General features: G+C 35.9%; 18 protein-coding genes. 12 read left to right on the top strand and 6 right to left on the bottom strand.

Annotated elements, in window-relative coordinates; translation table 11 throughout:
- Positions 1–38 precede the first annotated feature (38 nt).
- From K3248_RS00090 to K3248_RS00080, 3 genes are all read right to left on the bottom strand, one after another.
- Positions 39–1,337, bottom strand: coding sequence for an MFS transporter (locus K3248_RS00090; protein ID WP_220716348.1), 1,299 nt, complete (start codon positions 1,335–1,337; stop codon positions 39–41).
- A 496-nt stretch (positions 1,338–1,833) separates the two neighbouring features.
- Positions 1,834–3,141: an MFS family transporter gene (locus tag K3248_RS00085; protein ID WP_220716347.1), complete on the bottom strand. Its 1,308-nt coding sequence runs from the start codon at positions 3,139–3,141 to the stop codon at positions 1,834–1,836.
- 483 nt (positions 3,142–3,624) lie between these two features.
- Positions 3,625–4,935 carry an MFS family transporter gene (locus K3248_RS00080; protein WP_220716346.1) on the bottom strand — a complete coding sequence of 437 codons (1,311 nt, stop codon included), beginning with the start codon at positions 4,933–4,935 and terminating at the stop codon, positions 3,625–3,627.
- Between the two features lie 219 nt (positions 4,936–5,154).
- On the opposite strand from K3248_RS00080, the gene K3248_RS00075 reads away from it, so the two are divergent.
- From K3248_RS00075 to K3248_RS00035, 9 genes are all read left to right on the top strand, one after another.
- The gene (locus K3248_RS00075; RefSeq protein WP_220716345.1) at positions 5,155–5,949 is read left to right on the top strand and encodes a thymidylate synthase; all 795 of its coding nucleotides are present in this window, start codon (positions 5,155–5,157) and stop codon (positions 5,947–5,949) included.
- Positions 5,946–6,455 carry a dihydrofolate reductase gene (locus tag K3248_RS00070; RefSeq protein ID WP_220716344.1) on the top strand — a complete coding sequence of 170 codons (510 nt, stop codon included), beginning with the start codon at positions 5,946–5,948 and terminating at the stop codon, positions 6,453–6,455. Before K3248_RS00075 ends, K3248_RS00070 begins: the two co-directional genes overlap by 4 nt.
- A 117-nt stretch (positions 6,456–6,572) precedes the next feature.
- On the top strand, positions 6,573–7,718 hold the full coding sequence (gene hflK, locus K3248_RS00065) for an FtsH protease activity modulator HflK (protein WP_220716343.1): 1,146 nt from the start codon (positions 6,573–6,575) through the stop codon (positions 7,716–7,718).
- 2 nt (positions 7,719–7,720) lie between these two features.
- The gene (gene hflC / locus K3248_RS00060) at positions 7,721–8,656 is read left to right on the top strand and encodes a protease modulator HflC (protein ID WP_220716577.1); all 936 of its coding nucleotides are present in this window, start codon (positions 7,721–7,723) and stop codon (positions 8,654–8,656) included.
- A 142-nt stretch (positions 8,657–8,798) separates the two neighbouring features.
- Positions 8,799–10,298: a Do family serine endopeptidase gene (locus K3248_RS00055; RefSeq protein ID WP_220716342.1), complete on the top strand. Its 1,500-nt coding sequence runs from the start codon at positions 8,799–8,801 to the stop codon at positions 10,296–10,298.
- Positions 10,299–10,909: 611 nt separating this feature from the next.
- Positions 10,910–11,782, top strand: coding sequence for a tRNA (adenosine(37)-N6)-dimethylallyltransferase MiaA (gene miaA / locus K3248_RS00050; RefSeq protein WP_220716341.1), 873 nt, complete (start codon positions 10,910–10,912; stop codon positions 11,780–11,782).
- Between the two features lie 256 nt (positions 11,783–12,038).
- Entirely contained in the window at positions 12,039–13,835 is a 1,797-nt protein-coding gene (locus K3248_RS00045) for an acetolactate synthase 3 large subunit (protein WP_220716340.1), read from the top strand.
- Positions 13,836–13,883: 48 nt separating this feature from the next.
- Entirely contained in the window at positions 13,884–14,732 is an 849-nt protein-coding gene (locus K3248_RS00040; RefSeq protein ID WP_220716339.1) for a transketolase, read from the top strand.
- Complete coding sequence (locus K3248_RS00035; protein WP_220716338.1) at positions 14,729–15,694, top strand: transketolase family protein; 966 nt, start codon at positions 14,729–14,731, stop codon at positions 15,692–15,694. The genes K3248_RS00040 and K3248_RS00035 overlap by 4 nt, the downstream gene beginning before the upstream one ends.
- Before the next feature lie 545 nt (positions 15,695–16,239).
- Here K3248_RS00035 and K3248_RS00030 read toward each other — a convergent pair.
- Together K3248_RS00030 and K3248_RS00025 are read right to left on the bottom strand one after the other, a co-directional pair.
- Positions 16,240–17,448: an MFS transporter gene (locus K3248_RS00030; RefSeq protein ID WP_220716337.1), complete on the bottom strand. Its 1,209-nt coding sequence runs from the start codon at positions 17,446–17,448 to the stop codon at positions 16,240–16,242.
- 226 nt (positions 17,449–17,674) lie between these two features.
- A complete protein-coding gene (locus tag K3248_RS00025; RefSeq protein ID WP_220716336.1) occupies positions 17,675–17,935 on the bottom strand; it encodes an NAD(P)-dependent oxidoreductase in 261 nt (86 codons plus the stop codon).
- 795 nt (positions 17,936–18,730) lie between these two features.
- Between K3248_RS00025 and K3248_RS00020 the strand changes: the two genes are divergently transcribed.
- From K3248_RS00020 to ilvC, 3 genes are all read left to right on the top strand, one after another.
- Complete coding sequence (locus K3248_RS00020) at positions 18,731–19,852, top strand: ATP-dependent DNA helicase (RefSeq protein WP_220716335.1); 1,122 nt, start codon at positions 18,731–18,733, stop codon at positions 19,850–19,852.
- A 65-nt stretch (positions 19,853–19,917) separates the two neighbouring features.
- Positions 19,918–20,652, top strand: a complete 735-nt coding sequence (locus tag K3248_RS00015; protein WP_220716334.1) for a pyridoxine 5'-phosphate synthase — start codon at positions 19,918–19,920, stop codon at positions 20,650–20,652.
- A gap of 759 nt (positions 20,653–21,411) precedes the next feature.
- On the top strand, positions 21,412–22,431 hold the full coding sequence (gene ilvC / locus K3248_RS00010; RefSeq protein ID WP_220716333.1) for a ketol-acid reductoisomerase: 1,020 nt from the start codon (positions 21,412–21,414) through the stop codon (positions 22,429–22,431).
- Positions 22,432–22,525: 94 nt separating this feature from the next.
- On the opposite strand, the gene K3248_RS00005 is transcribed toward ilvC, so the two are convergent.
- A complete protein-coding gene (locus K3248_RS00005) occupies positions 22,526–23,929 on the bottom strand; it encodes an amino acid permease (protein WP_220716332.1) in 1,404 nt (467 codons plus the stop codon).
- Between the last annotated feature and the right edge of the window lie 445 nt (positions 23,930–24,374).

The raw sequence follows: 24,374 nt of genomic DNA, 5'->3' as shown, positions 1-24,374 counted from the left end.
CTTGGGCTTTTTCATTAAATATGAAAAATTTAATATAATTAATTGTCTTGAAGATATCCGCCTTTACGCATATCCGGTACAAAGAGAAGCGCAATAAATGCAATGATCATTACAATGGTTATGTAAAAATAAAAGAAGGGTTCATGTCCCGCCTTTTTAAATTCAAGTGCTACATATTCAGCAGAACCACCAAAAAATGCATTGCCAATAGCATGAGATAAGCTCACTCCTAACGCGCGTATTGAAGAAGGAAACATTGCTGATTTTACAACACCAGAGATGGCTGTATACATGCTCATAATACAGAGCAGTCCAATAATGACTGAGAAGGCAACCCATGTACTGTGTGTGTTACCGATGAGGCTTAGTCCAGGAAATGTAAAAATAGCAGAGAGCACACTCCAAATGATAAGTAAAGTTTTTGTTCCAATTTTATCTGCTAGCATACCAGCTAGAGGTTGGAAGAGTATAAAAATAAAAAGTGCACCAGTCATGATTGTTGTGGCTGTATGTTTATCAAAGCCGGTAGTTGTAATCAGATATTTTTGCATATAAGTGGTGCAGGTATAAAATGTGAGAGAACCTCCAGATGCAAAACAAGCAATTACAACAAAAGCTTTTCTATGTTTTGTGAGAAGTTCTTTAAGACTACCAGTTCGTACTTGAGAGCGGCTTTCTTTAGTGGTGGTTTCATGGAGAGAACGGCGTAGATAAAGCGCGATTATTGCTCCAAAGCCGCCAATAACAAAAGGAATACGCCAGCCCCAAGTTTTTAACTGATCTTCAGTGAGATAAAGTGCTAAAATAAAGATAATAAAGCTAGCAAAAAGTTGGCCCGTGATAAGCGTAGCAGATTGGAAAGAAGCAAGAAGACCACGGTGTTTTTTAAGAGCAACTTCGCTCATATAAGTCGCAGCTGTACCGTATTCACCACCCGCTGAAAGACCTTGCATCATTCGGGCTAAAAGGAGAAGGATTGCTGCTGTTATTCCAATCGTTTCGTAGGTAGGAAGTATGGCGATGAAGAAAGAGCCACCACACATCATAAAAATAGAAATAAGCATTGAACGTTTACGTCCATAACGATCACCAATAAAGCCGAAGAACCACGCTCCAATTGGGCGCATAAGGAAGCCAATAAAAAAGACGCCTGCGGCTTTTAAGAGTTGTGTAACAACATCTCCATTTGAAGGAAAAAATTGTGATGCAAAATAAACTGATGTAAATGAGTAAACATAAAAATCATACCATTCTACGAGATTACCTGATGCACTGGATATGATAGCAAAAATACGTTTTCTTGTATCATGCGGTGTTAAAGTGGTATTGCTTTCCATGAAATGCCCCCCTTTTAGATTTATTATTTATTAAAGTTATTTTGTGATTTGTATCATAAAAATTCAATTTTATAATAATGATTTTATACAGGCTTATTGGGGGAGGATATTTTATTAGAGAGTAATATTTTGCGACATTAGCGCTAAAAGCGTAGAGAGAGGTTTAAAGAAATAAGTTCATAATGCATGCACTATCGGTAAAAAGGGCATTGAAAATGGCTGTTTGGAAATTTGAGGATAGGGTATTGAGAGGGAAAAGAAAAATTGTGTAACTTGTTATTATTTTTGTCGTTAATTAATGCAGATATTTGAGAAAATCTAAACAATATAGATTGTTATAGATGTGTCCTTCACCTTTTAAAAAAGGCAAAACATTTTTTTATAAGATGAATGACGAGAAGAAATATTGCATGTGATTTTCTTCTTTTACTGGGTTTTTGTAAATTTCTTATAAAAAAAGCTCAAATAATTGAGCTTTTTGTTATGTGTAGAAAATTTAATGGGCTTCATCGTCCTTAAGATATCCTCCTTTATCTATATCAGGCATTAAGAGAATTGAGATGAGTGCAATAATCATCATACCAATGATGTAAAAAAAGAAGACAGTTTCATGTCCCGCCTTTTTAAATCCAAGTGCTACATATTCAGCAGAACCACCAAAAAGCGCATTACCAATAGCAAAAGCAAACCCAACTCCAATGGCCCGGATTGAAGCAGGAAAAAGTTCTGCTTTTATGATACCAGCGATGGATGTATAAAAACTCATAATACAGAGCATGCCAATAATGACAAAGAAAGCAATCCATGTATTGTGGGTATTACCAATCATTTTAAGCACAGGAATTGTGCAGATAATGGAGAGGATGCTCCAACTGATCAGTGAAGCTCTTGCTCCAATTCTATCAGCTAGAGAACCAAAGAAAGGTTGGAGTAACACGAAAATAAAAAGTGCTGCAGTCATGATTGTTGTTGCTGTTTGTTTATCAAAACCGCTGGTTGTTATCAGATATTTCTGCATATAAGTGGTGTAGGTATAAAATGTGAGAGAACCTCCTGCTGTAAAGCCAACAACCAAAAAGAAAGCTTTTTTGTGGTTACGAAAGAGTTCTTTAAGACTACCAGCATGTTTTTGAGAGCGGCTTTTTTGAGTGGTTGTTTCATGAAGTAAGCTGCGTAGATAAAGTGCAATTATTGCTCCTAATCCACCAATGACAAAAGGAATACGCCAGCCCCATGCTTTTAACTGATCTTCAGTGAGGTAAAGTGATAAAAGAAAGATGACAAAACTAGCAAGAAGTTGTCCCGTAATGAGTGTGGTATATTGGAAGGAAGCAAAAAAGCCACGATGATTTCTAGGAGCAATTTCACTCATATAAGTTGCTGCTGTACCGTATTCACCCCCCGCAGAAAGTCCTTGTAACATTCGAACTAAAAGAAGAAGAACTGCGGCTGCTGTACCAATTGTTTCATAGGTAGGGAGTATGGCGATAAGGAATGTTCCACCACACATCATAAAGACAGAAACGAGCATTGAGCGTTTGCGTCCATAACGATCAGCAATAAATCCAAAGAGCCATGCGCCGATAGGGCGCATAAGAAATCCCATAAAAAAGACCGCTGCAGCTTTTAACAGTTGCGTAATGATATCGCCATTTGAAGGAAAAAATTGCGATGCAAAATAGATTGATGTAAATGAGTAAACATAAAAATCATACCATTCTACAAGATTTCCTGATGCACTCGAGATGACAGAAAAAATACGTTTTCTTGCATCATGTGGTGCGAGAGTTGTTTCGCTTTTCATTAAATATCCCCTTTTAAAGTTATGTTTCATTTTTTATTAAAATGGTTTACGATTTATATTACTAAAATTCAATTGTATAATATGAATTTCTTATAAAATTTCTTTAGGGTTGTATTCGTAAATCGTTTGAAGTCTTTAATTTTGTAGCCTTAAGAAAAAGACTTTTCGTATTTATTAAAAGGGATATTTTGATTTTTAAAAAAGAACAAAGTTAATATGGTTAAAAGAATAAAAATAGTTTTGAATATAAAAAAATTATAAAAGAGCAGTTTGTTTTTTATTTGAAGTATATGGAATTATGTATAGAACGCAAAAGCATTTTTTGTAAAATGAAGATAAATTCATGTATTATAATGTATATTGCAAAGAGGAGGGGTTTGTCTTATATTATTGTGGAAAAATAAAAGTTTATAAGTATTACACTCCATATATTATAGAAACAAAAAGCCCTAAATGCTGGGCTTTTTGTTTAATATAAACAAGTTAATGAATATTATCTTCTTGTAGGTATCCTTTTTTTCGAGCATCTGGCATAATAAAAATGGTAATGAATGCAATACTCATTACTCCCATTATATACAAAGCGTAGACAGATTCATAACCAATCTTTTTTAATCCGAATGCTATGTATTCAGCTGAACCACCAAATATTGCATTTGCAATAGCATAAGAAAGTCCAACACCCATTGCACGTATAGAGGCAGGGAACATTTCTGCTTTTACAATACTAGAGACGGAAGTATAAAGGCTTAAAATGCAGAACATTCCAATAATGGAACATAATGCAATCCATTTATTATCAGTGCTCCCAATTATTTTCAGTATAGGAATTGTGTAGACGATAGATAAGATGCTCCAAATAAGCAATAAAGTTCTTGTACCAATTTTATCGGACAGAAAACCAAAGAGAGGTTGGAACAACATAAAAATAAAGAGTGCGGCAGTTATGATTGTTGTCGCAGTGTGTTTATCAAAACCGGTTGTTGTAATCAGGTATTTATGCATATACGTTGTGCAGGTATAAAATGTGAGTGATCCTCCAGCTGTAAAACCAATCACTAAAAGAAAAGCTTTTCTGTGATTACAGAGAAGTTCTTTAAGACTTCCGGCTTGTTTTTTAGAGCGGTTTTCTTCAGTGCTTGTTTCGTGAAGTAAATGACGAAGATAAAGCGCAACAGTTGCTCCTAATCCACCTATGGCAAAAGGGATACGCCACCCCCACGCTTTTAATTGATCTTCAGTGAGATAGAATGCAAGAATAGACATAATTAAAGTAGCAAGTAATTGACCACCGATAAGTGTTGCAGATTGAAAAGAGCTAAAGAAACCACGACGATTTTTAAGTGCAACTTCGCTCATATAAGTTGCTGTTGTACCATATTCCCCCCCAACTGAAAGTCCTTGAAGCATATGTAGTATAATAAGCAGAACTGTTGCTGTGGCTCCAATTGTTTCATAGGTAGGAAGGAGAGCAATAAAAAATGAACTACCGCACATTATACAAACAGAAATAAGAAGAGCGCGTTTGCGTCCATAACGATCGGCAATAAATCCGAATAGCCAACCACCAATGGGACGCATAAGGAAGCCAATAAAAAGGACAATGGAAGATTTTAAAAGTTCAGTAACAACATCTTCATTAGAGGGAAAGAATTGCGATGCAAAATAAATAGATGTAAATGAATAAACATAAAAACTATACCATTCTACGAGATTACTTGATGCACTGGATATAATAGAAAGAACATGTTTTTTTGTATCATGCGGTTCTAACGTTGCGTCGTTTTTTTCCATGAGGCTACCCCTTTTATGTCTCATGCATGTTTTAACCCCTTATGTTTATTTTATTTCTGGAGTATTGGCAGTGTTTTATCTGTTGCGTCATTAAAATTTAATCGTATCATTATAATTTCTTGTGTAAGATGTTTGCTAAAAGAGATTTAAAGTATAATTTTATAATATTTATATCTATATATATTTTTTGTAATTACGAGAATTGGTCATAATGCTTATATGAAAACGTATCTTAGTCTTTTATCTCATGTGTTAAATAAAGGTATTGATCGTCCAGATCGAACGGGGGTGGGAACGCGATCGGTTTTTGGATATCAAATGCGGTTTAATTTGCAGGATGGTTTTCCCTTGTTAACAACAAAAAAACTACATTTACGCTCAATTATTTATGAGCTTTTGTGGTTTTTGAGAGGTGATACGAATATTGCATGGTTGAAGGAACATGGTGTATCAATTTGGGATGAATGGGCAGATGAAAAAGGCAATCTTGGCCCTATTTATGGCTACCAGTGGCGTTCTTGGCCTACTCCTGATGGGAGGCATATTGATCAAATTCGTGATCTTTTGACCATGATTAAGAAGATACCTTATTCTCGTCGTTTAATTGTATCTGCGTGGAATCCGGCGTTGATAGAAGAGATGGCTTTGCCCCCTTGTCATTGTTTTTTTCAATTTTACATTGCGGATGGTAAATTGTCTTGTCAGCTTTATCAACGTTCAGCAGATATTTTCTTAGGTGTTCCTTTTAATATTGCTTCCTATGCCTTATTAACGATGATGATTGCACAAGTGAGTGGTTTAAAAGTAGGTGATTTTGTTCATACCCTTGGTGATGCTCATCTTTATTCTAATCATTTTGAACAGGCTGAATATCAATTGTCTCGTGTCCCAAAGTCTTTACCGTTAATGCGTATAAATTCAGCGGTGACAGATCTTTTTTCTTATAAATTTGAGGATTTTGAATTGCTTAATTATGAAGCACATCCACATATAAAGGCTCCGGTGGCAATATGACTCTTCCTATTTGTTTAATTGCAGCTGTTGCACAAAATGGTGTTATCGGTCATGAAGGTGCAATGCCTTGGCATTTATCAACAGATTTACAACGCTTTAAGGCTTTAACTTTCGGTAGCCCTATTATTATGGGACGAAAGACTTGGGATTCTATCGGACGTCCTTTACCAGGGCGTACAAACATTGTTATTACGCGTAATGATACATTTACAGCTGAAGGTGCTGTTATTGCTCACTCTTTATCTCAAGCCTGTGCTATCGCAAAAAAAGTAGCTTCTCAAAATGGTGCAGATGCCATTTTCATTATTGGTGGTGGTGAAATTTTTCAACAAGGGTTTCATCTTGCAGATAAAATATTCCTTACAGAAGTTTTAGCGTCCATTCAAGGGGATAGTTTTTTTCCTGTTATAGATAAAGATAAGTGGACTCTTGTCCAAACACAAGATATTCCTCAAGGAGATAAAGATAGTCACTCGACACGTTTTGTAGTCTATGAGCGAAAATAATTTTTGTAATTAAGTGGAAAGAGTTTGTCAGTTGCATTGTAATTAGAGAAGAGGCACCCTATAAGATGACAATGAGTGATGAGCATTTGATTCAATGAGTCAGTTAAAGAGGTGATAATGCCCTGGACAAATCAAAATGGTGGTGGACCGTGGAACGGCGATAAAAATAAACTTGGTGGTGAGAAAAAAACATCGGCTAAGAATATCTTTGGCTCTGGTGGTCACAACGGTGGTGACAATAGCCCCAATCTTGATGATATTTTGCGTAAAGGGCAAGATCAGTTTAAACAATTTGGTGGCGGGGGCATTTTTTTTCTGTTTCTTTTGTTTATTGTGTTTTTTTGGTTGTACCAATCCCTTTATATTGTGCAGCAAAATGAACAAGCAGTGGAGTTGCGTTTTGGTGTACCTAAAGCAGAAATTATTAGCGATGGTTTGCATTTCCACTTTTGGCCAATTGAGACTTATATGAAAGTGCCTTTAACGGAAAAAACAATCTCTATTGGTGGTCAGCCTGGTCAAAGACAACAAAGTGAAGGTTTAATGCTCTCGAGTGATCAAAATATCGTTAATGTCAATTTCTCTGTTTACTATCGGATTGTGCGTCCTGGACAATTTTTATTTAATGTCAATGATCAAGAAGGGACTGTTCGTCAAGTTGCGGAAAGTGCAATGCGTGAGGTAATTGGTTCTAGGCCGGTGGATGATGTTTTACGTGATAAAAAAGAAGAAGTTGCAAGTGATGTTAGAAAAATTATTCAGTTGACTGTAGATAAATATCAACTTGGTGTGGAAATAAGTCGTGTGTCGATCAGTGAAGCTGCTCCCCCTACGAAGGTTGCGGCTGCATTTAATTCTGTCCAGCAGGCAGAACAAGAACGTGGGCGAATGATTGAGGAGGGAAATCGTGTGCGTTTTACAAAAATTGGTTTAGCAAATGGTGAAGCATCACGCACACGGGAAATCGCAAAAGGTGAAAAAGCGCAAATGATTGAGGAAGCAACAGGGCGTGCTGAGCGCTTTCAGGCTATAGCTCGTGAGGCTGCAATAGCACCAGAGGCTACACGCTATCGCATTTATATGGAAACAATGGGGCGTATTTTTTCTTCACCCAACAAATTGCTTCTTGATCAGGTGAATTCTCCGGTAGTCCCTTATCTCCCTCTCAATGATTTGCTGCGTAAAAATTCATCAAAACCAGAAAAAGAAACATCACTACGTTCTGTACCGTTCGTAGATTCTCGCACTTCTGGAGGATATTAATGATGCAGAAATCGCGCTTTGTATTTGTATTAAGTATTGTTGTGCTTCTTTTGATTGTCTTGTGGATGTCCATTTTTATTGTTTATCCTCGTCAGCAAGTTGCAATTAAGCGCTTTGGGCAAATTGTTAAAGTAGAGTCTAAACCTGGAATCTATGTAAAAATGCCTTTCGTGGATAAGATGGTTGTCGTTGATAATAGGTTGCTGCGTTATGATGTTCCTACACAATCTGTACAGGTTCGTGGGGGTGCTTATTATGAAGTAGATGCATTCTTTATTTATCGTATTACAGATCCTAAATTATTTTTACAGCGCATTGCTTCAGGGCGTCCGCAAATTGCAGCGCGTGAAAATCTTGCACCGCGTTTTATTGATGCTTTACGGGCTGTCTATGGTAAGAGAGAATTTAAAGCAGCTTTATCAGATGAGCGGGGGGCGATGATGGCTGAAGTTCAGCAGCAATTTTCTGTTGATGCAGGTTCTTTGGGTATTACAATTGTGGATGTGCGTATTCGAAAAACCGATTTGACCGATGCTGTTTCAGAAGATGTCTATCGGCAAATGGCGGCTGAGCGTGAGGCGGCTGCGGAAAATATTCGTGCTCGTGGTCAGCAGGAGAGAGATCGTATTGTAGCAGAAGCTAACCGTGAATATGAAGAAATTGTAGCAGCTGCAAAGCGTGATGCGGAAATTACACGTGGTGAAGGTCAGGCGGAAAGTATTCGCATTTTATTGAATGCTAGGAAAGTTAATCCATCCTTTTATGATTTTTGGTTAGCGATGGAACAATATAAGAATTTAGAGAAGGTTCCAATGGTTTTTTCACCAAATGAAGATTTCTTTTTCTACTTCCGTAATCCACGGCAAGAAAATAGAAAATTTCCATCAACAATAAGTCGTGATTTAGGAAAAATAGATTTAAAGTCTGGGGGAGAATAAATGAAACAATGGATTGTGGATACAACCTTTTGCATAAGAGGTATGTTCGTGGTCATTTTTTATGGTGAAAATGATGAGTGTTAAGCGATACTGATTTAATAAATTGGTTGAGGCTTTTGTAGCATTTGATTAAAGGCATGTCATGGGTAAAAATACGTCTTTGCGGTGTTTTGCCACAAGAGTTGTTGTTTGTGTGGTTTTATTTTTATTAGGACCAGTACATTTGTCTTGGGGAGAAGAGAATAATATACCACTTTCTGTTCCTGATTTAGCTGCTGAACTTTTAGAGACAGTTGTGAATATTTCTACAGCACAGACAGTTGAGGGAACTGAACAGGATGACAATACTTCACTACCCGTTATTCCAAAAGATTCATTGTTAGAAGAATATTTCACAGATTTTTTTACGCCTCAAGATGGTAAAAAAGATAGTCAGTTTCAAAAAGTTCGTTCTTTAGGATCTGGTTTTGTGATTGATGCAGAAAGAGGACTTATCGTTACAAATTATCATGTTATTGTGGATGCTGATGATATTGAAGTTAATTTTACTGATGGAGTAAAATTGAAAGCAAAATTACTTGGAAAGGATAGCAAGACTGATTTGGCATTGCTTCAAGTAGATGCAGGAAATAGAAAATTAAAAGCTGTAAGATTTGGTGATTCAGAAAAAGCACGCATCGGTGATTGGGTTATGGCTATTGGTAATCCCTATGGTTTTGGGGGAAGTGTGACGGTTGGTATTATTTCAGCACGTAATCGTGATCTCAATGCTGGTCCTTATGATGATTTTATTCAGACCGATGCAGCGATTAATCGAGGTAATTCTGGGGGGCCGTTATTTGATAGAAATGGTAAGGTGATTGGAATTAATACCGCAATTATTTCGCCATCGGGAGGATCTATTGGTATTGGTTTTGCTATACCATCAGATATGGCTCTTTCTGTTATAAATCAGTTACGTGATTTTGGAGAAATAAGACGTGGTTGGTTGGCTATTCGTATTCAACCAGTGACAGAGGATATTGCAAAAAGTTGGAAGCTACAAAATACTGAAGGGGCATTGGTTGCTGGCAAAATAGAGCAAACGGATGTTGATAATAGCCAGTTGCAGACGGGAGATATTATTCTGTCTTTTGGGAATAGTAAAATTAAACATGCCCGTGATTTGCCTCGCTTAGTAGCAGAAAGTTCGGAAGGAAACATCGTAGATGTGACTGTTTTGCGAGGTGGAGAGAAAAAAACAGTAAAAGTTAAGCTTGGACGTTTGATTGAAACAGATATAAATGAAGATACAGAAAAAGAATCTCATGATGAAAACAGCAATGCTGTCTCGAAACATGTAACGATGCAATTTGCAGGAATGACATTATCTGAATTGACAGAAGATTTGCGCCATCATTATTTAATTACCGACAAGCTTCAAGGATTGGTTGTAACATCTGTTGCACAAAATAGTGCAGCAGATAAAAAACGTATTCACATTGGTGAAGTTATTGTTGATATTAATCAAAGTTCTATCACAACAATTGATGATGCTAAAAAACGTATCCATAAATTACGTGAGGCTGGACGAAAAAATGCCTTACTCGTTATTGCTCATCCCGATGGGGAGTTACGAGTTGTAACGATTCCAATAGATTAATATGAGAGTATCATATTGGAGGGGTTGATTTGTCAAAAGATGTATTCAATGATTTATATTTTTGTGATTGTTTTAAAAGCAGTTGGCAAATAAGAATTTTCTTCGTTTTGTTTTTACAAGGGGTATGATGTAAAAAAGGAATAACAACTATAGTTCTTTTTAGAGATCTTATTTTCATGCTTCATGATTGATAAAAACGAAAAACTTGAAAAAATAACTTCTTAAGCTTTTATCAGAAATTAGAGTTTCTTATAATTCCCGTGTATTTTTATTATCATAAAGCTTAAAATTATTTCTTGTGAAATAAGATGCATATCATTTTTGTATATGATTATTATGAATATATTTATTCCTAAAAGAACATTATAGCTGCGTTTTCTCTTAAATAATGAAAGAAAGAAGATGTTTTGAGGCTTTTTAGGATTTTTTATTTATTATGTTTTTCTAAATGTTTGAGGCCTTTTTATCGTTATTTTTTTATTAAGCGTAGAGGTTTTATTTGTATTTTTTTTGAAAAATATGCATTCTAATCTTATAACGGAAAACACAGGATTGTGGGAAAATGCATGTTGTAATTGGTTGTTGAATGACCGATATGGGAACTTTTACTCATGGTACAAAGAACAATTACATTAATAGCGGGTCCCACTGCGAGTGGGAAGTCAGCACTTGCCTTAAAAATGGCACAAGAAAGGAACGCCTTTATCATTAACACTGATTCAATGCAAGTTTATGATGTTTTAGATATTTTAACAGCACGGCCAACAGAAGCGGATACTAAAATTGTTCCGCACTATCTTTATGGTTATATAAGTCCTACTGTTCATTATTCGGTAGGGCAGTGGGCTTATGATGTTGGTAAAATTTTAAAAGCAGTCACATCGAAATCAATTATTTTTGTTGGTGGAACAGGGCTATATTTCCGTGCGCTTTTGGAGGGAATTTCAGAAATTCCTCATATTCCAGATATTGTGCGGCAAAAATGGCGTTTTTTGCTTGATGAAGAAGGTGCTGAAAGCCTTTATCGTAAATTATTGCAAATTGATGCTGTTTTGGCTGAGAAAATTTCTTCGCAAGATGGGCAGCGTATTGTACGTGCTTTGGAAGTTTATGATGCAACTGGTAAAAAGCTTAGTTGGTGGCAAAAGCAAAAAACAGTTCCTTTGATTTCATCCAATAGTTCAGAAAAAATTCTTCTTATGCCCCCACGCCAACTGCTTTATGAACGTATTCATAAACGCTTGAACTCTATGATTGAAAGAGGTGCTTTAGAAGAAGTTATGGCAATGAAAAAGCTTATGCTTTCTCCTTTATTACCAGCGATGAAGGCTATAGGTGTAGCTGAATTTCTTGCTCATTTGGAAGGATATAGAAGTTTTGAGAATGCGCTTGAAATGGTGAAAACACATACAAGGAGATACGCAAAAAGGCAGATGACATGGTTCCGTCATCAATTTAATGACGAATGGATGATTCTTACTTAATAAAAGAGCTAAGACTTTAAAAAAGCAATTGAAAAGAAGATACTTTTTAATTGACGAATAGTATTGATAGAATTAAAATACATGCCCTAAAGAAAAGATTTTCCGTGAGGGTTATAGCTTAAAACTCAAGGGGGGCATACAATATATGCTTTTTGCGTGTAATGGGCTCTTTTGGAGCTCTTTAAAATGAGTTCTTCCTTATTTTATAAGCTCCTGCGGGAGCTTTTTTATTGTACTAAAGTGAGTGAGTGGGAAAATGACAGATCATCCAAGACAGCAAGAAAGTGCGGACGGAAAAAGAATGTCGGGTGCTGATATAGTGCTTCAAGCCCTTATTGATCAGGGTGTTAAGCATATTTTTGGTTATCCTGGAGGAGCTGTTCTTCCTATTTTTGATGTTCTTTATCAACAAAATTTACTTCAGCATATTTTGGTACGTCATGAACAAGCAGCAGGTCATGCTGCTGAAGGTTATGCACGTAGTACAGGAAAAGTAGGTGTTATGCTTGTAACTTCTGGTCCAGGAGCAACAAATGCTGTGACTCCTTTACAAGATGCATTCATGGATTCTATTCCTCTTGTTTGTTTTTCTGGTCAGGTACCGACAACCGTGATTGGAACAAATGGTTTTCAAGAGGCAGATACAGTTGGTATTACAAAGCCTTGTACGAAACGTAATTGGCTGGTTGAAGATGTGAATGATCTTGCAGAAATTATTCATGAAGCTTTTTTCATTGCTCAATCAGGACGTCCAGGGCCGGTTTTGATTGATATTCCTAAGGATGTTCAATTTTCTTTGGGTGTTTATAAAGCACCGAAAATGTTCGCATCTCTTCATCCTTCTCCACAATTGAAAGAAAAATCTGTGGCTATTGAACGTGCTGTTTCTCTTTTAGCAGAAGCTGAACGTCCTATTATTTATTCTGGTGGTGGTGTTATTTCATCGGGTCTTGAAGCTGTAAGGCTTTTGCGTGATTTGGTTCAATTGGGAGATTTTCCAATTACTTCAACATTGATGGGGCTTGGTGCTTATCCTGCTTCTGGAAAAAACTGGCTTGGAATGCTTGGGATGCATGGGACTTATGAGGCTAATATGGCTATGCATGATTGTGATGTTATGTTAGCTATTGGCGCCCGGTTTGATGATCGTATTACTGGACGGCTTGATGCATTTGCACCTCATGCACGCATTATTCATATTGATATTGATCCTTCTTCTATCAATAAAATCGTAAAAGTAGAGGTTCCACTTGTTGGTGATGTTGCTTCTCTTTTAGAGGATATAATGCAATATTTGCGTGCCTATCAAACAGTAAAGAGCGAGAAGCGTGACATATGGTGGCGGCAAATTAATCGCTGGAAAGCACGTAATTCATTGGCATATGCGAAGAAAACAGATGTCATTATGCCTCAATATGCTCTTGAACGGCTTTATACACTTACAAAAGATAGCAATGCTTATGTTACAACGGATGTTGGGCAGCATCAGATGTGGGCTGCACAATATTACCGCTTTGATGAACCAAAACATTGGATGACTTCTGGAGGGCTTGGAACTATGGGGTATGGTCTTCCTGCTGCAATCGGTGTTCAAATAGCACATCCTGATGCACTTGTTTTATGTATTTCTGGTGATGCTTCCATTCAGATGAATATTCAGGAACTGGCAACAGCAATTCAGCATGATACACCGGTTAAAATTTTTATTTTAAATAATCAATATATGGGCATGGTCCGTCAGTGGCAACAATTATTGCACGGCAATCGTCTTTCTCATTCTTATACGGAATCAATGCCTGATTTTATGAAATTAGCACAAGCTTATGGAGCAATTGGTATTTTTTGTTCAAAACCAGATGAACTTGATGATAAAATTCAGCAAATGATTAACTGTAGTAAGCCCGTTCTTTTTAATTGTCATGTTCATAATTTAGAAAATTGTTTCCCTATGATTCCATCTGGATGCGCGCATAATGATATGCTTTTACCTGATGAGGCGCATGATGAAGCTATCGCAAATGCTATTTCCGATGAGGGAAGAATTCTTGTATGAGGAGTTTACAATGACTCTTTCATAAATTTTCTAAAGGGGGGAGAAAATATGGCTTATGCAACCAATAAAGCAGATATTGATGATGCGATTTATGCTCTTCGTTTACGTCTTAAAATACTTGATCTCATTAAAAAAGCAAAATCTGGTCACACGGCTGGGAGCCTTTCCTGTATTGATTTTATTTATATCTTATACAAACATATTCTTCAAATAAATCCAAAGTATATCCATGATCCAAATCGCGATCGATATATCCAAAGTAAGGGACACGCGGTTGAAGCGTTGTATATTGTATTATCAGAAATGGGGTATTTTGCCCCTCAACTTCTTGATACTTATTTAGGCTTTGGTTCGGATTTTATTGGTCATGTCACTAAAAAAGTTCCTGGCATAGAACAAAGTACAGGTTCTCTTGGACATGGCTTATCTCTTGGCGCAGGAATGGCTCTTTCTGGACAACTTAATTCTCAATTTTATCGTGTTTTTGTGCTTCTTGGCGATGGTGAAATGGCAGAGGGCTCTGTTTGGGAAGCAGCACTTTTTTCAGCACATTATAAACTCAGCAATCTCATCGCCATTGTTGATAGAAATCGGTTGCAAATTACAGATACAACGGATGTCTTAATGAAAACAGAGCCCTTAGCAGATAAATTTACAAGTTTTGGTTGGCATGTTGTAGAAATTGATGGTCACGATATGACCCAACTGAAAACATCATTAAGATCACCTCCATTTCATCAGGATAAGCCAACAGCAATCATTATGAACACAATAAAAGGTAGTGGAATTTCTATCATGGAAAATGACATAATCTGGCACCATAAAATTCCAACAGATGAGGAATATAATCTTGCTGTCGAGGAAATTGAGACAAAAATTCAATTAATGGGAATATGAGTGTGGATCATCTTCATCAAAAAACACAAAATGCCGTGAAATTTTTAAACCTCGATATTTTAAATAAGACTCTTATAAGAATAGCAAAATTTGATAAAGATATTGTTGTTTTAACAGCTGATTCACGCTTATCTGGAAAGATTGATCAATTTGCAAAGCTTTATCCAGAGCGTATTATAGAAGTTGGAATTGCTGAACAAAATTTAGTAGGTGTTGCTGCTGGTCTTGCTTCATGTGGCAAAAAGCCTTTTGTTGTTTCGCAGGCTTGTTTTTTGACAACGCGTGCCCTTGAACAAATAAAGATAGATGTCGCGTATTGTGAAAATCCTGTTCGATTAATTGGTATTAGTGCTGGTATTAGCTATGGGCCACTTGGGGCTACACATCATGCTATTTCTGATTTTGCTTCACTTCGTGCCATTCCCAACATACACATTATGGCTCCTGCCGATAATAAAGAAACAGAAGCTGCAATTCTCTCGACGTTAAGCAGTCCTATGCCTGCTTATATACGTTTAGGAAAGCGTGCTCTTACAAATATTCATAAAGATGCTGCAAAAATTGATATCAATAAAGCTTCTGTTGTAAAAAAAGGAAAAGATATTCTCTTACTTGCCACTGGTGAAGCGGTGCAGATTTGTCTTGAAGCGGCTGAAGAACTCAAAAAATATGAAATTATACCAACAGTTGTCAGTGTACCAACAATTCGCCCTTTAGATAACGCATCTGTATTAGAATTTTGTAAATCCCACCGTTCTGTCATTGTTTGTGAAGAGCATAGCATTAACGGGGGGCTTGGAGATGCCATTGCAAGATTACTTATGGAATATGCTATTACATGTAGATTTGTATCGTTAGGAATACCCGATGAACCAATTTGTAATGGAAGCCAATTAGATATTTTAGCACATTATGGAATAAGTCGAGAAGGTATAACGAAAGTTATCTTGGCAATGAAATAAGATACAAAAAGTATTTAATTTACATGTAACAGGAAAAATAAGAGGTTTATAATATAATTCATTATTTTTTGATGGAATGAAAGCTTTGAATCTAGGAAATTTCTCTTCCTTAAAATTCTTTTGTAAAAATTAAAAATTGCATTTATCTATCATAAACGGAATTCATCTGTAGAGAAAAGCTCTTTAAAGAGTAATATATCTTTTACCAAATTATCTCAATGCAGAAGCAGTCTCTATCGCAAATTGAAAAATATGATAAAGGTTCTGGATTGTATCTTCAATGTGATATTTAATGCAAATGTGAATGATTCAACGATGAAATATGATCTAGGGGTAATAGACGTCTTTTGATTCATAAGAATTGTCAAGATTCTATGGGGGAGCAGCGAAAATGCTATTTTTTTTAGCTTAACCGAATATTCAATACCACCGTATGGATCATAAATAATATGGTTTAAAGCCTCCCAAAGATTGTCTCTTTCGATATTGCTCAACTCAAAAGTATTTTCATTTATCATTATAGTTTCCTCCCCAATTATATTCCCCTACTTTTTTATTAAGAAAAGTGAAAAAACAATCATTAAAATTAAAATCGACCATGTTAGTAAATAAGTGTCTGTAAAATCTTGGATTAAACCAAATAAGGGTGGAGCGGTCATAATTGCGATTTGATTGACAGACATTGCTAAACCCAGAGAAAAGCCAACGCTTTCTTTCGGCGAAGAGTCTACAATATAAGCAATCCAAGGGCCATACCATCCTAATCCAAAAAAACCTAACCAAGCAGATAAAAGAGTTAAATAAATTATGGACCCACTCATGCCCAAAATTAATATTAAAAATCCAAAAACGACTGCAATCATGCAAAACAAGACAGGAAAAAATCGTCCTTTTTTACAATGATCACTCCACGCTGCTAAAATAATTCTTCCCAAAGCTCCAGAAGCCTGTGAAATAAAAAACAAATAAGCACTTTTATCTAGAGATAGGTGATAGGTTCTATAAAAATAAATCGTTATAAAAATGGTTAAAACATATTGAACGATCACAAGTGAAACGCCTGAAAAAATAATATTCTTCATATGCGGTGCAGCCAACATCGCAAGACGAGACCTTACATTTGCATAGAACGAAACTCTTGCCTTGCTTTCTGGAACGATAGCGACAACTTTTGCTGGTCCGTGATAAAAAATAATAAAGATACATCCACCTAAAAAAGAAACGATGGCACCAACCAAAAACGCACCTTTTATGCCATAGACAAGTGCACTAGCAGGAAGAATTATTCCAGCTAATGCCCCACCTAATGGTAGCCCCGCTTGCCTTATTCCCATTGCAAATCCACGCTGCGATTGTGGAAACCATAAAGCAACAGATTTAGCGCCGCCGGGTTGAGCAGAACTATAAAATCCCCCGACAATGAGCAAACAAACCAAAAGGGAAATATAGTTATCTGCGATTGCTCCCAACAAAAGAGCAACAGAAACACCGACCGCGCCAACGCCAACAATATAGCGCTCGTTAAATTTGTCTAGTAATTCGCCAGCTATAAGTAACCCAATAACAGGTAGAAGCTGCGCTGCTGAAGACAGCAAACCTATTTGAGAGTCACTAAGCGAGAAATCCTTCTTAAAAAATTCAGCTAAAGGACCAATCCCTTGAACAAAGAAGCAGGCTGATGCTTGAGCGATAGTGGCAACAAGCAATACAATCCATCTATAATAATTTTTTTCTATAAATTGATGATTGCTCATTATGCCCCCCTCCCATGGGAGTGTATTCGTAGCCTTTTTTTAATAATGATTGCAACAATAAATGAGGTATTTTATGCGGATGACATAAAAATTTGTCAATATAATTGGTATGAATATGAAAGCTAAGGAATATGCTTAATTAAAGAAAATAAGCTATTTTGTGTCGTGCAAATTTGATACGCTAGCGATATAAGATAAATATTTACAAATATTGACTCAGCCGGCATTAAACGCTCTTCATAAAAGACGCTCTATTTTGGCAAGCTTTTTCAATATAATTCTCAAAGTTTTCTCCAGTCACATAGCAAAGATGCGGTGTGTAAAGAACTTTCTCTAATTGCAATAATTTGCTCTCATATACTGGGTTGCTGTCATAAACATTCCGTGCAAAGTAAGTTGAATTTCCCAAACTTAGTCTTTTTTCTATCGCCCCTTTTTCAACCAAAGTTGAACGCACTATATTGACAAAAAGAGCATGAAGTTTCATGCGCAATCAATCATCTCATTAAATGATTTCTCTTAATTGCTCTCCTTATTTTTTAGTTTCTTTTAAGTATGTATAATTATTTATTGGATTATTGTAAGGGGGTGCGCACTGCCATATTTCTCTGATTTGCGTGTCATACATACTTGAAATATGCATATGTTGAGAGTTGTGATGCGAGGGAGAGTGCTAGAAGATTTTTGCTGTCTTTGATAGGGTTAAGCAACTGTTGTTGAGATTTTTTTATTTCCGGTTCTCTTTTTTTCAAAAAGCTTTGACAGCTTTATTGATCATGTTCAATTTCTTTTCATTGGATATGCGATGCGTGTTTTGTTTTGATGGGAAAGGGGACTGATTTATGGCGAAAAGTATGGAAGATAGTTCATGAGATTATACTCTTCATACCTTGTATAAGGGAATGTTTTGTTATGAAGAATTTGCAATTCCATATATTGAAAGTTTTTCTTTAGCTATTCTCTTTAATTCTCCATATGAGGCAGCAGAAATGTATATGCTGTTTTCGTTTATTGCTTATATTTAATGCATTTGTTTATGTATCTACTGGAGGAAAGAATATTTTACTTCACGGGTATGTGGTAGAAGGTTAGTATAATTTTTTTGGGATATCAATTTAGATTATTGAAGTGTTTGAAAGACAAACCATTGCTACAATGATTGTTCTGTGAAAGGAATGAGATGGCTTGGTATAAAAATGTTTATATGATAAAGATTTTTCTTGAAAGTGGTTTTTCTGCCAAAATACTTGCTCTTTTTATACGAATCTTATTTTTATAAATTATGCAATTTTCACGAGAACAGGATAATGCATTAAAAGCTGTTGCTGCATGGTTGAAAGAAGGGCGTTCTCCACTTTTTCGCCTTTTTGGCTATGCGGGGACAGGGAAGACGACGCTTGCGCGTCATTTTGCTGAAACAGTTGATGGTTCTGTCCAATTTGCTGCGTTTACGGGTAAAGCTGCACAGGTTTTACGCTCTAAAGGAGCAAGCAATGCTTGTACTATTCACTCACTGATTTACTGTCCTCGCGGAGAAGAAGAAGTTTCCGATGAAGTAACAGGAAAGAAATCTATTGCACCAACATTTGCATTGAATCGAAGAAGTTTGGCGGCACAAGCTAAGCTTATTATTGTTGATGAATGCTCGATGGTAGATGAGCAGTTGGCACGTGATTTAATGAGTTTTCAAACGCCTATTCTTGTTCTTGGGGATCCAGGTCAATTGCCTCCTATATCAGGAGGTGGTTTTTTCTCCAATGCTAAGCCAGATTTTCTGCTCTCAGAAATTCATCGGCAAGCCCGGGATAATCCGATTGTTCGTCTGGCTATGGATGTGCGTGAAGGACGTGATATCGCTTATGGTGATTATGGAGCAGCGCGCGTTATTACACGTAAAGAGGTAGATCAACAATTGGTCTTGAGGGCTGATCAGATTTTGGTAGGAGTTAATCGAACACGACATCTATATAATAGACGTTTGCGTGCATTAAAGGGATTTACAGCAGATTATCCTCAAGCAGGAGATAAGCTTGTGTGTTTGCGTAATGATCCTGTTAAAGGTTTATTGAATGGTTCTTTATGGAAAGTGATGACTTCACAGAAAGAAACTGTTAAACTAGCTATTAACCTTCTCGTTAAACCTGAAGAAAACGAGCGTGGAGTAACAAAAATTAAGCTTTTAAAAGCAATGTTTGAGAATCCTGATAATGAGATTTCATGGGCATTAAAAAAAAGATATGATGATTTTGATTATGGGTATGCACTCACCGTCCATAAAGCACAAGGTTCCCAATGGAATAATGTGGTTTTATTTGATGAAAGTTTTGCGTTTCGTGATATGTCTACACGTTGGCTTTATACAGGAATTACGCGTGCTGCAGAGCAGCTTATAATTGTTCGATAAAGAAAAAGAGAAATAATATAGGGTGAATATATTTTTAAAACTATATACTAAAAATGGGAATATGCATGGCAGTAAAACTTTCAGTAAATCTTAATGCTATTGCTGTTTTGCGCAATCGGCGTAATCTTCCGTGGCCAAATATTCGTAAAATTGGGCATATAGCCCTTTCAGCAGGTGCAGCAGGTTTAACGGTTCATCCACGACCTGATGAGCGACATATTCGTTTTGCTGATTTACCAGATATACATTGTTTAATTCACAGCAGCTTTCCTAGTGCTGAATTTAATATTGAAGGTTATCCAAGCGATAAATTTTTAGATATAGCAGAAAAATATGCTGATCAAATTACGCTTGTTCCTGATGATCCAGCGCAATCAACTTCTGATCATGGTTGGGATTTTGCTCTTAATGCAAAATTTTTAGAGCCCATTATTCAGCGTTTAAAAGAAAAAAAAATTCGTGTATCACTTTTTGCTGATCCTATCGTTAATGGTCTTGATATTGCTAAAGCAATAGGTGCTGACCGTGTGGAATTTTATACAGGACCTTATGGGGCTGCGTTTGAAGATAAGATAAAACAAGATAGAGAATTAAAAAAACTTGTTTTAGCAGCAACAAAAGCTAAAGAATTGCAGTTAGGTATTAATGCAGGTCATGATCTGACAATTACTAATCTTTCTGCTCTTATTAACAGTATTCCTTGGCTTGATGAGGTTTCTATTGGCCATGGGCTTATTGCTGATGCGTTAGAGTATGGAATGTATGAAACTGTTCAGCGTTTTATGCGGTTATTTGTATGATTTTTTTGTCTGTATAGCTGAGAAGTGCATTTCTATGAGGCTTTGTTCGTTTTATCTTAAGAGTTTTTTCTATATTGCAATCAATAATAGCACTTGTATAAAAAACTTTGGTTACTAAGAGATATGCTTTTTTGTGGTAGATAAAATATTTTATTCTTTTTATAAGATAAAAATATGCAAAGCTGTATGTGTAGGACAACTCTCAGAGAAGATTTTCTTGTAGAAGAAAAATGAGTCTTTAAGTAAAATATTTATTGCATATATAATGAGGGCTTCAAATCTAGGAATGTCCTGAATGAGTTTTTTATTGTGAGATAAGGGAAAATTAAGTTTTTACATTGGAATATAAAAGTCCTTATGCCCATAATAATTTGTCTTGCTATCTATTTTGATTTAGTTCATGTTTAAGCACGCATGCTGTATTTCAATTTGAAAAATACAGAAGTATTATTATCCATAATAAGAATAAAGTTTAGCTCTATAATTTTTTTCAGAATTCTTATTTTGTATAATATATTATTTTTTGTTGCGTAACAAATAGAAACTATAGGGAAAGCCAAATAGTTTTTTAGAAGGTTGGGGGCTTGATGTGTTTTGGTATGTAGTGTGTAAAACTGAAAAGATTACTCGATTGCTCTGTTTGTGTACGTAATAATTTTATTATTTATAGTATTTGAAGCACTCAAGATAGATTTTTACTCATTTATGAAATAACAATAATCTGAAATTCATCAGTTTAAAGAAGAAGGAAGTATTTTTATGCGTGTTTATTATGATCGTGATGCAGATATTAATTTAATTAAAGGAAAAAAAGTAGCCATTGTTGGTTATGGTTCACAAGGGCGTGCACATGCTTTGAATCTCAAAGATTCTGGTGTTCAAAATGTACAGATTGCTTTACGCTCTGGATCGCAAACAGCTAAAAAAGCTATCGCAGATGGTTTTGAGGTTGTTAGTGTTGCTGAAGCGGCAAAATGGGCAGATCTTATTATGATGGCAACACCTGATGAGTTACAAGCTGATATTTATCAAGAGCATATTCATGACCATTTGCGTGATGGAGCAACTCTTGCTTTTGCTCATGGTTTAAATATTCATTTTGGCTTAATTGAACCTAAAAAAACAATTGATATTGTGATGGTTGCCCCTAAAGGTCCTGGTCATACAGTGCGCAATGAATACCAACGAAATTGCGGTGTTCCTTGTCTTATTGCCGTCGCACAAGATGCTTCAGGACATGCTCATGATGTTGCATTATCTTATGCTTGTGGTCTTGGTGGTGGGCGTGCTGGAGTGATTGAAACAACATTTAAAGAAGAGTGTGAAACGGACCTTTTTGGCGAACAAGCTGTTCTTTGTGGTGGCCTTGTCGAGCTTATTCGTGCAGGCTACGAAACACTTACAGAAGCAGGTTATGCGCCCGAGATGGCTTATTTTGAGTGCTTACATGAAGTTAAATTAATTGTTGATCTCATTTATGAAGGTGGCATTGCAAATATGAATTATTCGATTTCCAATACAGCAGAATGGGGTGAATATATGTCTGGTCCACGTGTGATTACTGATGAAACAAAAGCGGAAATGAAGCGTATTTTAAAGGATATTCAAACGGGGAAATTTACGTCAAATTGGATTCAAGAATATAAAGCGGGTGCAGCACATTTTAAAGGTATGCGACGCTTGAATGATAGACATCCTATTGAAGAAGTTGGAAAAAAACTTCGTTCTATGATGCCTTGGATAAAGTCTAACGCTTTGGTTGATAAAGAGCGTAATTAAAATGTATATAAAGTATATGTAAGTAGAATTCGTGCTTTATTTATAAAAAGGGTAACTAAAGTTACCCTTTTTTTGTGTGTATTGTATATAAATCTTATTTTTCAATCTTTTGCGTTTGCCAACTTTTTCTTCCAAAAAGGAAATATACAATTCCTAAAAATACAAACCACAAGGGGGTATATTTTAAAGCGATAGCAGTATCTTCTTCTAATGACAATAAAAAGATAATGAATGCAAAGAAAAGCAGAAGAATACAACACATAAAAACTCCTCCTGGCATTTTATATGTTGATACAGCGTGCTGAAGAGGACGTTTATAGCGGTAGACAATATAGCTTATTAAGATTATAGACCAGACAAATATAAATAGGATTGATGCAATTGTGGTAACAATTGTAAAAGCGCTTATGAGGGTTGGAGATATTGAGACAGCTGCATATGTTAATAAGATACATAAACATGAGAAGAGTAGTGCGTTGGCTGGAACGTGTTTACTAGACAACTTTCCTAAAAATTTAGGAGCACCTTTTTGAGCTGCGAGCCCGTATATCATGCGGCTTGTAGAAAAAATCCCACTATTTGCTGATGATGCTGCTGCTGTGAGAATAACAAAATTCATCAAACCAGCAGCAATAGGAATACCAACAAGTGAATACATGGTCACAAAAGGGCTTTTTTCTGGACTGATTTGATTCCAAGGAGTGACTGACATAATCACAATAAGAGAGAATATATAAAAGAATATAATGCGGATTGGTATTGAATTTATTGCTTGTGGCAAAGCTTTTTGCGGTTCTTTTACTTCAGCAGCAGCTGTTCCAGCAAGTTCAATACCTACAAACGCAAAAATAACAATTTGGAATCCAGCAAAGAATCCTGTTATTCCTCGAGGGAAAATATTTCCGCCATTCCATATATTTCCCAAGGAGGTAACCGTACCGTTTGGAGAAGTAAAACCGGTGAAGATCATATAAAATCCCACAACGATTAATGCTAAAATTGCTATAATTTTGATAAAACTAAACCAAAATTCAAGTTCACCAAAGAGTTTTACAGCTACAAGATTAAATATTAAAAAGGATAGAATACTTAATAATACCGGAATCCAAGCATTAAGCTCAGGCCACCAAAAGTGTGTATAACTGACGATAGCAATAATCTCAGCACTTCCTGTTACAATCCAACATAACCAATATGTCCAACCGATAAAGAATCCGAAACCAGGTCCAAGCAGATCAGCTGAAAAGTCAATAAAGGATCGATAGTGTGTATTAGAAAGCAATAATTCTCCCATGGCACGCATCACACAATATACAGCACAACCAATGATGGCATAAACCAGTATGACTGAAGGTCCTGCTACGCTGATGGTTTTTCCTGATCCCATAAACAGGCCTGTTCCAATCGCTCCACCAATGGCTATAAGTTGTACATGGCGATTATCTAGACCACGTAGCAATTTCTTCTTAGTCTTTTTTTCTAGATTTTGTTTATTCATTTTTGGGAAGTTCCCCTTCATTATTTTAAGATAAAATTACCTAAAAAAAGGTAATCATTTGTATCCAAGCATGATATGCCTAAGGAGTAAAGAATTTTTTTTAAAAATTACTTCATCTAGATAAAGAAAAAACATATGAAATTAATAAAATATATGATTTTATATTCCTAATAATAGCATAGAAATATAAATAGGAGTGTAGAATGGGGGAGATATAATTAAGAACTGCTTTCTATTATATTGAGAGAGTTATTTCTTAAAAAAATCTATTTGATTGTCTATACAATAACTATCCCCAACAGTTGCGTATAACAGTAGAATAATTTCTTTGAATAGGCTTGGTGCTCTTGAAGGTATATATGCTGAACAATAAGAAATTCGCTATAGATAAATATGCAATATAATCAATAATTTTAGTGATTTATTTTATTTAAATCCCTTATAA

The sequence above is a fragment of the Bartonella raoultii genome, from assembly GCF_019659805.1.
Taxonomy (GTDB): domain Bacteria; phylum Pseudomonadota; class Alphaproteobacteria; order Rhizobiales; family Rhizobiaceae; genus Bartonella; species Bartonella raoultii.
The sequence above is the reverse complement of the archived record's forward strand: the minus strand, read 5'-3'. Positions and strand labels throughout refer to the sequence as shown.

Bases quoted from the DNA above. Each gene is read 5' to 3' on its own strand.
- ilvC (WP_220716333.1), top strand. From the start codon at position 21,412: ATGCGTGTTTATTATGATCGTGATGCAGATATTAATTTAATTAAAGGA.
- K3248_RS00045 (WP_220716340.1), top strand. From the start codon at position 12,039: ATGACAGATCATCCAAGACAGCAAGAAAGTGCGGACGGAAAAAGAATG.
- K3248_RS00035 (WP_220716338.1), top strand. From the start codon at position 14,729: ATGAGTGTGGATCATCTTCATCAAAAAACACAAAATGCCGTGAAATTT.
- K3248_RS00055 (WP_220716342.1), top strand. From the start codon at position 8,799: ATGGGTAAAAATACGTCTTTGCGGTGTTTTGCCACAAGAGTTGTTGTT.
- K3248_RS00020 (WP_220716335.1), top strand. From the start codon at position 18,731: ATGCAATTTTCACGAGAACAGGATAATGCATTAAAAGCTGTTGCTGCA.
- miaA (WP_220716341.1), top strand. From the start codon at position 10,910: ATGGTACAAAGAACAATTACATTAATAGCGGGTCCCACTGCGAGTGGG.
- K3248_RS00090 (WP_220716348.1), bottom strand. From the start codon at position 1,337: ATGGAAAGCAATACCACTTTAACACCGCATGATACAAGAAAACGTATT.
- K3248_RS00030 (WP_220716337.1), bottom strand. From the start codon at position 17,448: ATGAGCAATCATCAATTTATAGAAAAAAATTATTATAGATGGATTGTA.
- K3248_RS00040 (WP_220716339.1), top strand. From the start codon at position 13,884: ATGGCTTATGCAACCAATAAAGCAGATATTGATGATGCGATTTATGCT.
- K3248_RS00070 (WP_220716344.1), top strand. From the start codon at position 5,946: ATGACTCTTCCTATTTGTTTAATTGCAGCTGTTGCACAAAATGGTGTT.
- K3248_RS00025 (WP_220716336.1), bottom strand. From the start codon at position 17,935: ATGAAACTTCATGCTCTTTTTGTCAATATAGTGCGTTCAACTTTGGTT.
- K3248_RS00005 (WP_220716332.1), bottom strand. From the start codon at position 23,929: ATGAATAAACAAAATCTAGAAAAAAAGACTAAGAAGAAATTGCTACGT.
- K3248_RS00085 (WP_220716347.1), bottom strand. From the start codon at position 3,141: ATGAAAAGCGAAACAACTCTCGCACCACATGATGCAAGAAAACGTATT.
- hflC (WP_220716577.1), top strand. From the start codon at position 7,721: ATGCAGAAATCGCGCTTTGTATTTGTATTAAGTATTGTTGTGCTTCTT.
- K3248_RS00015 (WP_220716334.1), top strand. From the start codon at position 19,918: ATGGCAGTAAAACTTTCAGTAAATCTTAATGCTATTGCTGTTTTGCGC.
- hflK (WP_220716343.1), top strand. From the start codon at position 6,573: ATGCCCTGGACAAATCAAAATGGTGGTGGACCGTGGAACGGCGATAAA.
- K3248_RS00080 (WP_220716346.1), bottom strand. From the start codon at position 4,935: ATGGAAAAAAACGACGCAACGTTAGAACCGCATGATACAAAAAAACAT.
- K3248_RS00075 (WP_220716345.1), top strand. From the start codon at position 5,155: ATGAAAACGTATCTTAGTCTTTTATCTCATGTGTTAAATAAAGGTATT.